Origin of the sequence: Zoogloea sp. (assembly GCF_041911615.1) — a bacterium.
Taxonomy (GTDB): Bacteria; Pseudomonadota; Gammaproteobacteria; order Burkholderiales; family Rhodocyclaceae; genus Zoogloea.
The window spans coordinates 1-11827 of the sequence record NZ_JAYROR010000125.1 but is presented as its reverse complement, the minus strand read 5'-3'; the positions used below and the strand labels follow the sequence as shown (position 1 = coordinate 11827).

The 11827-nt window shown below is 67.7% G+C and carries 5 protein-coding genes; 2 read left to right on the top strand and 3 right to left on the bottom strand.

The features are described from left to right. Positions 1–71: 71 nt before the first annotated feature. Positions 72–1106, bottom strand: coding sequence for a GGDEF domain-containing protein (locus ACE3P2_RS16275; RefSeq protein ID WP_374266358.1), 1035 nt, complete (start codon positions 1104–1106; stop codon positions 72–74). A gap of 227 nt (positions 1107–1333) precedes the next feature. Next, positions 1334–3154, bottom strand: coding sequence for a TolC family outer membrane protein (locus tag ACE3P2_RS16270; protein ID WP_374266356.1), 1821 nt, complete (start codon positions 3152–3154; stop codon positions 1334–1336). Between the two features lie 416 nt (positions 3155–3570). Here ACE3P2_RS16270 and ACE3P2_RS16265 point away from each other — a divergent pair, with 416 nt between their 5' ends. Further along, positions 3571–4194, top strand: coding sequence for a transglutaminase-like cysteine peptidase (locus ACE3P2_RS16265; RefSeq protein WP_374266354.1), 624 nt, complete (start codon positions 3571–3573; stop codon positions 4192–4194). Positions 4195–4197: 3 nt separating this feature from the next. Further along, positions 4198–6123: a LapD/MoxY N-terminal periplasmic domain-containing protein gene (locus tag ACE3P2_RS16260; RefSeq protein WP_374266352.1), complete on the top strand. Its 1926-nt coding sequence runs from the start codon at positions 4198–4200 to the stop codon at positions 6121–6123. A 153-nt stretch (positions 6124–6276) separates the two neighbouring features. Here ACE3P2_RS16260 and ACE3P2_RS16255 read toward each other — a convergent pair. Continuing rightward, positions 6277–11827, bottom strand: a 5551-nt coding sequence (locus ACE3P2_RS16255; protein ID WP_374266350.1) for a VCBS domain-containing protein, incomplete at its 5' end; no start/stop codon positions are given.

The following is an 11827-nucleotide window of genomic DNA, read 5'->3' as shown; positions in this document are numbered from 1 at the left end:
AACCCGGGGCGCGAGCGCTCCGGGTTCTTTTTTTGTAGGCGACGACAGTGCCGAGGTGGGCGTGGCGGAGATCAGGCCTGGCAGATGCGATTGCGGCCGCTGTGCTTGGCTTCGTAGAGCGCCTTGTCGGTGCGTGCGAGGAGTTCCTCCGCGGACTCGTCGGGGAGGCGGCTGGCGATGCCGATCGAGGCGCTGATGTTGGTCAGGCGCTCGCCGTTGCGGCTGTCCTTCAGCACCAGCCGCTCGATGGCGAGGCGCAGGGTTTCGGCCAGCAGCAACGCTTGCTGGGCGGTGCCGCCGCAGAAGATGAGGGCAAACTCCTCGCCGCCGTAGCGATACACCGACACACCGACCCGGGTTGCCGCGGCGAGCTGTTTGCCGACCAGGCTCAGTACGCGGTCGCCCACCTGATGACCGAAGCGGTCGTTGAATTGCTTGAAGTGGTCGATGTCGAGCAGCGCAAGGTGGACGGCCGGGCCGCGACTGCCCTGGCCGAGAAACTGGGTGAGTTCGAGATCGAAGGCGCGGCGGTTGAAGACCCCCGTGAGTTCGTCGTTCATCGCGTCCTGGCGCAGGGTCTCGAGCTCGCTGCGCAGCCGCCGGATTTCCTCGTTGGCGGCCGACAGGCGCTGCTCGAAACGCGAGGTGTTCTGCTGCATGGCGGTGGAGCCCTGGAGCAGCTTGTCGAGCGTGCCGAAGATGTCGTCGACGCTGCTCACCTTGCTGGTCGCGCTGCCGCGTAGGTCGCGGTTGCATTCATCGAGCAGTGTGCTGAAGGACTGCGTGTCGGCGATGGTGGCGTGCAGATCCTTGTCGATCCCCTGAACCATCTGCTCGAAGCTGTCCTTCATCTTGTGCAGCGCAGATTCGATGCTCCCCGAGGGCGAAACGTGTTCGCGGAACAGGTCCTCGGCCTTGGTCAGCGGAATCATGCCGTAGGCGGAGACGATCTCATCGATGCGCTGGTTCAGCGTCGGGTCTTCGTTGGAGACGTAGGTGTACCAGAGCGCATAATTGATCGGCGTGACCGGAATCTGGTACTTCACCATGATGGGCACCGCCTTGCGAAGGCGTTCCGCAGCTTGCTCGACTGTACCGCTGATCAATCTGGGTCTCCTGTGGCTGTCCGGTCACCGGCCGAACGGGGCTTTAACGACGGACGCCGAGAAAACTTCATAGCGATCCGAGGCGAATGAGGGGAAGCCGTCAAATAATGTCACAAAACCTTGGGGGTGGATGCCGTCGCGGTGGGCTGCTCAAAAAAAACGCCCCGGCCAGACGGGGCGTTTCAAGTGCTCAACCGGCCCTCAAGTAGGCCGGGGCGGGTTGCGACTCACCGGTTGGACTCGCGCACGATCTTCCACTGACCGTTTTCTTGCTGAAACTGGAGCGTCTTGTTCATGGCGTCGTTGTAGCCCTTCGACCGGTAATGCTGGACGAAGCTGGCTTCGGCGGACGTGGGTGAGAGGCTGCGCACGCTGAGCTTGTCCACTTCGACATTGATCGTGCCGGGTTTGGTGACGCGCTTCTCGCGGGTCGCCATCCAGCTGTCGATGCTGCCCTGGTCGGGCTTGAACTGCGCGGAGTAGTGGGCCTTGTAGGCCTTCAGGTCCTTGGCGGCCCAGGCGGCAGCCCAGGACTTGACCAACGGTTCGAGGGCAGGGGTGGCCGGTGCCGGTGCGGCGGCCTGGGCGACGGCCCCGGCCGCCACCGCGTTGGCCATCGGCAGCGCCGCCGGCTGGGGGCGGCCCTGCATGGCGCCGACGGTGTCGAGGGGCGGAACGATGGGCAGATCGGTGCTGCACTGCACGGTTTCGTCTTCGCCGGGCTCGGTGGCGTTGGCTTCGTCGGGGCCGTTCTTGGCCACCGGCGTGAGCTTCACGGCGGGCAGGATGCGATGGGCTTGGGTGAGCACGCGCAGCTCGGCCTGGATCAGGTCGAAACGGGCGCGGGTGCTGGCGCGCTTGGCCTCGAAGAGTTCGTTCTCGGTGTTCAGCACGTCGAGCAGGCTGCGCTGGCCGATGTCGAACTGCTGACGGTAGGCGTCGCGGGCCTTTTCGGTGGAGAGCTGGTGCTGTTCGAGGTAGATCAGCTGTTCCTTCAGCTTCTTGACGTCGTTCCAGGCAATGGTGGTCTGCTGGCGAATGTCGCGGCAAGCCTTGTCGCGCAGATCGGTGGCGTTGTAGAGCTGCTCGTGGGACTGGCGGATGCGCGCGTCGTCGGCGCCGCCCTTGAAAAGGTTCCAGTTCATCAGAACCTGGACGGCATTGGTGTTGGTCTCGCCGGTGACCCCCAGGAGATTCTTGTCCATGCCGGTGCTGGCGCGCACTTCGACGGTGGGCGAGTAGTTGGCGCGCTGCACGTCGATGTTGGCACGGGAAGCGCGGATGTTGGCGACCGCAGCGCGGAAACCCGGGTTGTCGGTGATGGCCTGACGCAGGAGATCCTGCTCGCCGGGCAGCTGGTTGCTGAACACCGGGGGGGGGTCGAGCACATCCGCCGGCGCTTCGCCGACCACGCGCTGATAGCGCTGGCTCACGTCGTGCAGGTTGGAGCCCTCGGTGAGCCAGTTCGACTGGGCGAGGGCGAGGCGCCCGAACGCCTGCTCGAGGTCGACACGGCGGCCGACGCCGGCCTTGACGCGACGTTCGATCTGGTCGACGGTTTCCTTGTGGATGGCCCAGTTTTCCTGGGCCAGACCCGACAGCTCACGGTAGCGCAGCACGTCCAGGTAGGCGCGAGCGGCCTCGTAGGCGGTGTCGTCGGTGGTGCTGAGCAGCTCGAAGTAACGGGTGGCGCGTGCGAAACCGAGGCGCTTGACGTCGTTGCGGGTCGCGAAGCCGTCGAAGACGAGCTGGCGCAGCTGGAGCTGGTAGCCCGGCCGGTTGTAGCTGGTCGGGACGGTGGTCGGGGTGTCGCGGCGCTCGCGGCCGGTGTAGCCCTGCAGGTCGACGCGGGGGAAATAACCGCCGCGGGCAATGTCGCGCTCGGCGTCGGCGGCCTGGTAGTCGTGCAGTCGGGCCAGGACTTCGGGGTTGCGGAGGATGGCCTTCTCCATGGCGTCAGGCAGCGAGCCCGGCTTGGCGGCATGGGCGGGCGCCAATGTGGTCAGGGCGAGCGTCAGGCAGACGGAGAGCTTTGTTGCTTTGAACATTGTCGTCTCGTATTTTGGATAAATGCCGTGCGGGTGAATGAGGGCTTCTGTGGGACAGCCAGCGATTCGATCCGGCTATTGCGAGTGGATTCTACGGGGGGGCGACACACAAGATTGCGCAGTATTTGTCTTTTTTGCGGGCTATCCGGCCAATATGGGGCGTAAGAATAAATTTTTCACAATTTACGCCCTTTCACCCGAAAACTTAATTTTCTGTGGCGGATGCCGTTTATCCCGCTGGCCCCGTGTAGCGAAACCCGCTTTGGCGGGCAGGGGCATCGCCTGCCGTCATTTTCCTTCATTCTTGCAACGCCTCGCCCGGTACTGTGTTCATGCCGTTTTCCAGCGCCTTTCCTGACTGCCGTTCCCGGGCGATGCGCGTTTCGCGTCGACTGGCGGCGGGCGCCGGAGCGATCGTGCTCGGCATCGGGCTGGCCCGGGGCGGCTTCGATGTGGAACGCATGCGCCAGGTCGCCCTGCAACGATTCGGCATGGCCGCCGCAGAGGCGGTGGATAACTGGCGTGGGGCGGTGGCGGGCTGGCGCGAACTCCCCGAAGAAGCACAGCTGCAACGGGTGAATGAATATTTCAACCGACGCATCCGCTTTGCCGACGACGCGGTAGTCTGGGGGCAGGCCGATTACTGGGCGACGCCGGTGGAGACCCTCGGCCGTGGCGCGGGCGATTGCGAGGATTTCGTCTTCGCCAAGTATTTCACCCTGCGTGAGCTGGGGGTGGCGGAAGGGCGGTTGCGGATGACCTACGTGCGGGCCCAGATCGGTGGGCCGGCGAGCGGGGTGACCCAGGCCCACATGGTGCTGAGTTATTACGTGACACCCGAGGCGGTGCCGCTGGTACTGGACAATCTCATCACGGTGATCCGCCCGGCGACGGCGCGGCCGGATCTGGCGCCGGTTTTCAGTTTCAACATGCAGGGCGTTTTCGTGGGCGGGGCCGTGCAGGCGTCGCAGCCGGTGGACCGGCTGTCCCGCTGGCGCGAGCTGCTGCTGCGGATGCGTGCGGAAGGTTTGAGGGAATAGATCATGTCTCTGTTAAGACGGTTGTGGGTGAGCGTGGTGGTGGCGATGGGGCTGATGCTGGTGGGCGCGTTCGCGGTGAGCCTGCTTACCGCGCGCAGCTACTTCGAACAGCAACTGCAGGCCCAGGCTACCGACGGCGCGGTGTCGCTGGCCTTATCGATGTCGCAGCAGAACAAGGATGCGGCGACGATGGAGCTGCTGGTGGCGGCGCTGTTCGACGGCGGCCATTACCGGGCGATCCGTTTTGCCGACGCGACCGGTCGGGTGGTGGTGGAGCGCACCCAGCCCGACCAGGCCGAGGGCGTCCCGGCGTGGGTGCCGGAGGCGTTGCCGATGGCGTTGCGGCCCGGCCAGGCGCAGGTGAGCGACGGCTGGCGCCAGGTCGGCCTGGTGACCGTCGAGGCGGCCCAGGGCTACGCCTATCGCGCCCTGTGGCACGGTGTGCTGCAACTGGGCAGCCTGATGCTGGCGATCGGCCTTTTCTGGGCGATGGCGGTGTCGGCGCTGCTGCGCTGGGTGCGCCGCCCGATGGAGGAGATGGCGGAGCAGGCCGAGGCGATCGGTGCCGGGCAGTTCCGGGTGCTGGACGAACCGAAGGTGATCGAGCTGCGCAGCATGGCGCGGGCACTCAACCTGATGTCGGAACGGGTGCGCACGATGTTCGCCGAGCAGGCGGCCCGGATCGCCGCACTGCGCGACGAAGGCAGCCGCGATCCGGGCACCGGCCTGCTCAATCGGGCGTGCTTCAGCGGCGAGCTGCGCCGTGCCCTGACCGATGCGGACGTGCCTGCGACCGGCAGCCTGGGGATGTTGCGCATCGCCGATCTGGCGACCTTGAATCAGAAGCTTGGCCGGGCACGCACCGACGCCTGGCTGGCAGCGGTCGGCACGGCCTTGCAGGGCAGCCTCGAAGGGGGCGGCGAGGTGTCGCTGGCCCGGGTGGGGGGCGCGGAGTTCGCGGTGCTGCTGCCGGGCCTGGGGCTGGACGAGGCCCGGCGGGTGTTCGAACGGGCACAGAGCGCGGTGGCTGCGCTCGATCTGCACCTGGACGAAGGCGCGGCGATGAAATCCCATGCCGCGGTGGTGGCCTACCGTCACGACGAGGAGCCCGGCGTGGTGCTGGCGCGGGTGGATTCGGCGTTGATGCGCGCCGAGGCGGCCGGCGCGCTGATGGTCAATGGCGAGGGCGCGATGCCGATCCGGGTGCCGGGCGAAGGGGCCTGGCGGGAGCTGCTCGAAGGCGCGCTGGCCCGCCACGAATTCACATTGGTGGATTATCCGGTGCTCGCCGGGGACGGTTCGCTGGCGCATCGGGAATTCATGCTGCGCCTGCCCAGCCGCGACGGCGACGGCGTCCTGACGGCCGGCCAGTTCATGCCGGCGGCGGTGCGGGTGGGGCTGGCGTCGGCCTGCGACCTGGAGGCGCTGCGACTGGGCATCGCACGGCTGGCGGATTCCGCCGATCCGGTGGCGATCAACGTGGCGCCGCGTTCCTTGATCGAGCCGGGTTTCCTCGAGAGCCTGGATGTGTTGCTGGCGACGGCCGGCAAGGACGCGGGGCGCATCGCCGTCGAGGTCAGCGAGCGCGGGCTGGATGCGAACCTGGCCGGGCTCGAGGCGCTGGCCGAGGTGTTGGCGCGGCACGGCGCCCAGTTGGGCATCGAGCACTTTGGCCGGCAGCTCGCGGCCTTGCCGCGGCTTTACGCGATCCGCCTGGCGTACCTGAAGCTCGACGGCAGCTTTGTTGCCGGCTTGCACGAGAACCCGGGCCACCAGCGGCTGGTGAAGGCCATCGTCGACGTGGCGCGGGGGCTGAACGTGGTGGTGTATGCCGAGCAGGTGCACAGCGCCGATGAATGGGCCGCTGCGGCCGCGCTCGGCGTGGGCGGCATGACCGGTCCGGAGGCGTCCCGCCGCGCGACCCGCTGAGGTGGCGACGCCCGCCTGACGGGCGTCGGATGCGAAAACGGCAACAGTGCGGAATGCACTGTTGCCGTTTTTGTTTGCGCCGCCGTTGCGGTCGGCGCGGTGCCCACACTCGCCGATCCGGTGTGCCGGATCGGCGACGGGGCTGTTGGCGGTTTAGTCGGCGCTGAGTTTGCCCTTGGTCAGCAGGTCCTGAATGATCTGCGTGTCGTTGGTCAGCGCGCCGCTGTTGGTCAGGTCGACGCCCTGCAGGACGATCTTCTGGTCGGTGGCGCCGGCGACGAAACTGCCGCCGGTGTAGCCGCCGTTGGTGCTGATGTGCACCACGGTGTCCGCGCCGGATTTTTCGAAGTGCAGGTAGTTGCCCAGGTTGCCGACGGCCGTGCCGCTGTGGCTCTCGCCCTGCAGCAGGTCGCGCAGGTCGAGGACGTCGCCGCCGCCGACGGCGCTGGCCTTGCTGAAGTCGGTGATCGCGTCCACCGCCGGCTTGGCGGTGGTGCCGGCATCGCCGAGGCTCCACTTGAAGGTGTCGGAACCGAGCCCGCCGGTGAGGGTGTCGTTTCCGGCGCCACCGCTGATGAGGTCGTTGCCGGTGCCGCCGTCGATGACGTCGTTGCCGGCGCCGCCGTAAATGGCGTCGCGGCCATCGCTGCCCGTGACGACGTCGTTGCCGCTGCCGCCGTGCAGTTCGGAGCCGGTGCGGATCAGCCAGTGGCCGTTCTGGTTCGGGTCCTCGATGATGTCCTGCAGGCTGTTCAGGGTCGGGGCGCTGGTCGGGGAGAACAGCGCGAAGTCATCGGTGCCGAGGGTCTTGTAAGCCGCGTCGGATTCGCCGCTGAACTTGAACTCGACGCGCAGACGGGCGTTGCCGCCCTGTTCCCAGTACAGGATCTCGATCGGCTGAAGGCCGGCGCCGATGCTGACGCCGCTGTACACCCGGGCGGTGGGCGACTGGATGTTGTCGAACATGGCGACGGTCTGGCCGGCGATGTTGAGGCGGAAGCCGTCGTCGGCGGTGACCCGGATGTCGTAGGTGCCGCCGTCGAGGTTCACCAGGCCGACCATGCGCATGCCGGAGTCGGTGGTGTTGCCGATGCCGGTGGTGGTGTGCAGTTCGGTGGTGTCGGCGCCAGTCGTGTTGCCGCGCAGGAAGTTGTATAGCGCTCCGGAGTTGATGGCGAGGTTGGCGCCCAGCGTGGGGTTGTTGCCGAGATTGCCGTTGACGGGGGCGACGGTGGTGCTGCCGGAGGTGTAGCCGAAGCCGTAGTCGATCTTGTCGGCGCTGAAGGTGGCGTCGGCGCCGGCCGCGGTGGCGGCGTTGTAGGTGCCGACGATGGTGGTCCCGCTGCGCCCGTCGATGATGCCGACCATGTCGGAGACGTGGTCGAGGTTGCCGTACTTGGTGTCGTCGGCGTGGGTGCGGGTGTTGGAGGACAGCACCGTGTCGTTGTAGCCGTAGTACTCGCCGGTGAGGCCGAGGTTGGCGGCTGCGATGCCGGTGGTGGTGCTGGCCAGGTTGATGACGTTCTCGGCCGCGCGGCTGACGTTGAAGTCGACCGTCGAGGAGGCGGTGTCGCCGTCCTTGTCCACCAGCACGTAGCCGAAGCCGTCGTGGAGGGTGCTGCTGACGGTGGCGATGGGCGTGTAGGTATAGCTGCCGGTCTGCATGTTGATGGCGAGCGTGCCGCCGGCGTTGGTGGCGATGGTCAGCACGTGGGTGCCGGCGTTGTAGGTGCCGTGGCTGACCCCGCCGCCGGTGACGGACACGCTGCCGCTGCCCGACGGGTTGTAGGCGTAGGTGACGCCGTCCACCTTGATCGACTGGATGTTGCCGCCGTCGGCGCCAAAGGCGCTGGCGCCGCCGAGCACGCCGCCGGAGAGAATGTCGCCGGAGGCAGGTTGCGGCACCGTCGCCTGCAGGGCGCTGGAGAGTTGGTTGAAGTCGCTGATCACCTGGCCGTTGAGGTTGGTGTTGGTGACACCGTTGTAGGCGATCGGGTCGAGGTAGGACTGGACCGCCCCGGTGCCCATGCCCAGCGCGAAGCTGGTGATCTGGTTGGTCTGCAGGTAGCTCTTCCAGCCGCTTTCGTCGGTGGTGCCGATTTCGGTGCCGGTGTTGGGTTGGCCGTCGGACAGGAAGTAGGCGATGTTCTGGCCGGAGGCGAGCTTGCCCGGCGAGACGAAGGCGGCTTCGCCGGTGGCGATGGCGGCGTCGTAGTCGGTGCCGCCGCCGGCGGCCAGGGAGGCCAGCTGTGCCTTGGCCTGCGCCACGGTGGTCCAGCTGTTGCCGATGGCGTTGCCGACGCTGCTGAAGGTGACCAGGCGCACGCGCACCTCGCCGAAGCCGTCGTAGCGGTCGAGCAGGGTGTTGATCGCGGAAATCGCGCTCTGCAGGCGGGTGGCGCCGCCCACGCCGTCGGCGGTGATCATGCTGCCGGAGACGTCGAGCATGATCATCAGGTTGGTGTCCATCGGCGCGACGGCGATGTTCTGCGTCACGGCGCTGGCGGTCGGGGCGTCGTCCTCGATGTTGACGGTGAGGGTGCTGGCGGTGGTGGTGATGCCGTCGCTGACATTGACGCCGAGCTTCAGGACGCGGACGTCCTCGGCGGTGGTGTCGGCATGGTCCACCGGGCCGGAGAGCTTGACGCTGTAGCTGCCGTCGTTGGCGATGGTGGCGCGCAGGATCTCGACGCCGCCGGCGCTGCCGACGAGCGTGCCGGTACCGCTGCCGCTCCAGGTGATCGCCACGCCGCCCGAGGTGAGGGCCGTGGTGGGGGCGGTGAGGGTGGCGGTGAGGGCGTTGCCGTCGGCATCGCTCAGGGCGAGGGTGCCGCTGGCGGTGGCCAGATCGGTGGTGTCGCTGGTGCCGACGCTGTCGGGCGAGCCGCCGGGGAGGCCTTCTTCGGAGACGTTGGCGGTGGCGGTGCCGACCACCGGCGCGTCGTTGGTTCCGGTGACGGTGATCGCGAGGTTTTGCGGCGTGCCGTCGGTGGTGTTGACGACGAGGTGCTCGACGACCTGCTGGCCTTGCTTGAGGCCCTGCACGTTGGCGGCGGCGTTGTTGAGGGTGTAGGTCCAGGCGCCGGAGCTTTCGATGACCAGGGTGCCGTAGGTGCCGGCGATGGTCTTGGGCACGAAGCCGGACTGGCTGAAATCGGCATCGACGATGTCGATCTTGCCGCTGGTGACGATGGCGGTGTCTTCGATCACCGCGCCGGTGAGCTGGCCGCTGATGACCGGCTGGTCGTTGGTGCCGGTGACGTCGATGGTGAGCGTGGTGGACGCCGTGCCGCCCTGGCCGTCGGAGACGGTGTAGTTGAAGACGTCGCTGGCGTGCTGGCCGGCGACGAGGCTGTCGTCGGTGGCGGTGTAGGTGTAGCTGCCGTCGCTGTGGATGACGAGCGTGCCGTGGGCGCCGGTGATCGAGGTGCCGGCGGGCGTGACGGCTGCGGTGGTGGTGGCGAGGCTGTTGCGCACCTCGGTGACGGTCAGCGCGTCCTTGTCCGGATCGGTGTCGGCGCGGTCGCCGCCGAGCCCGACGCCGGTGAGGACGTTGCCGCTGGCGCTCTGGTTTTCGGTGACGGCCAGGGTGTCGGCGACGGCAGTGGGCGCCGGGTTGGAAACGGCGATCTGGAAGGTCTGGCTGACGTTGGCGCCGTAGCTGTCGGTGGCGGTGACGGTCACGGTGTAGGGGCCGGACACCGAGGCGTCGGCGTGCAGCGTGCCGCTGATGACGCCGCTGTTCGGGTCGATGACGAGCCCCGCAGGCAGGTTGATGGCGCTGTAGTGCAACACGTCGCCCGCGCCGGTGTTGGCGTCGGCGAAGCCGCCGGCGGTGGCGATGCTGAGCGTGAGCGCGTCGCTGGTGCTCACGTTGGGCAGGGTGCCGACGGTGACCGGGGTGTCGTTGGTGCCGGTGACGGTGATGCGCAGTTCGGCCTTGTCGGTGCCACCGTGGCCGTCGGAGACGGTGTAGGTGAACACGTCGGTGGCGGTGGCGCCGGCGGACAGGGCGGCGGCCTTGTCGGCGACGTAGATGTAGCTGCCGTCGGCCTGCACGGTCAGCGTGCCGTAGGTGCCGGCAAGCGCGGTGCCGACGCTGCCTGCGGTGCCGCTGCCGCTTTCGAGGCCGGTGCGGATCTGGGTGATGCTGAGGACGTCGCCATCCACATCGGTGTCGCGACCGGCCGGGTTGGCGGCGCTGGTGATCAGGCCGTTGGTGCTGCTGACGTCGAGGGTACCGCTTTCGAGTACGGCGCCAGTGTCGTTGGCGGCGGCGGGCATGTCGTTGATGGCCGAGACGCCGATGGTCGCGGTGCCGACGTTGGAGACGCCGCCGTCGTTGTCGGTGGCGGTGAAGTGGAAGGCGGTGCTGCCGTTCCAGTTGGGATCGGGCTTGAAGTACACCACGGCCGGGGGCGCGCCGGTGATGACGGTGCCGGCGCTCACGGGCTGCGTCTTGGCGACGTCGAGGTAGAGCGTGCCATTGCTCGGCAGATCATTGATGGTGAAGCTGACGATCTTGCCGTCGGAGTCGGTGCCGTTGAGGAAGATCGGCAGCGGCAGCTCGGGGTCTTCGCTGCCGCGACCCAGCGCCGGCGAGACCGTCGGCAGTTCGTTGGTGCCGATGATCGTGACGGTGATGGCGCGGGTGGTGCCATCGGCGGTGCTGACGGTGAAGGTCTCGGTGCGGGTGTCGCCCTCGGGCAGCGCCTGAACATTGGCGGCGCTGTTGTTGAGCACGTAGGTCCAGGTGCCGTCGGCGGCGATGTTGAAGCTGCCGAAGGTGCCGCCGACGGTGGCCGGCGTGAAGCTGGCCGGGCTATCCACGTCGGTGACGACCAGGCGGCCGCCCGCGCTGAGTTGTCCCGGGGTGTCTTCCTTGACGGTGCCGGTGAGCGGGCCGTTGATCAGGGCCGGATCGTTGTTGCCGGTGACGTTGATGGTGAGCGTGGCGGCGCTGCTGAGGCTGCCGTCGCTGGTCTGGTAGGTGAAGACGTCATGCACCGTGTCGCCGGCGCCGAGAGCCTGGGCCGCGACGCCCGGGGTGTAGGTGTAGCTGCCGTCGGGGCGGATCAGCAGGGTGCCGTAGTCGCCGACGAGCGTGAGACCGCCGCTGCCGATGGGCGCAAAGGCGCCACTGGTCCCGGTGTGGGCACCGGTGACGGTGAGCGTCGGGCTGTCCACGTCGGTGTCGTTGGCCAGCACGCCGGGCACGCTGCGGGAGATCGCGGTGTCCTCGTCGGTGGTGTCCACATCGGCCACCGCGACGGGGGCGTCGTTGACCGGGGCGATGTTCACCGTGGCGGTCGCCGTGGAGGTGCCGCCGTGGCCGTCGGACACCGTGTAGGTGACCGTGACCGGGCCATTGACGTTGGCGGCCGGGGTGAAGGTCAGGGTGCCATCGGGGTTCACCACGACGGTGCCCTTGGCCGGATCGACGCTGGCCGACGTGACGGTGAGCGTATCGCCGTCCGGATCGGTGTCGTTGCCCAGCACGGTGAAGGTGACGGGCTTGTCCTCGTCGGTGGCGGCGGTGTCGGCCTTGGCGGTCGGCGCGTCATTGGTGCCGACGACGGAGATCGTGACGGTGGTCGAGGTGCCATCGACGCTCTTGACGGTGAAGACCTCGGTCTTCGTCTCGCCTTCCTTGAGGGCCTGGACGGCCGGGTTGGCGTTGTCGATTGCGTAAGTCCAGGCCCCG

Bases quoted from the DNA above. Each gene is read 5' to 3' on its own strand.
- ACE3P2_RS16260 (WP_374266352.1), top strand. From the start codon at position 4,198: ATGTCTCTGTTAAGACGGTTGTGGGTGAGCGTGGTGGTGGCGATGGGG.
- ACE3P2_RS16270 (WP_374266356.1), bottom strand. From the start codon at position 3,154: ATGTTCAAAGCAACAAAGCTCTCCGTCTGCCTGACGCTCGCCCTGACC.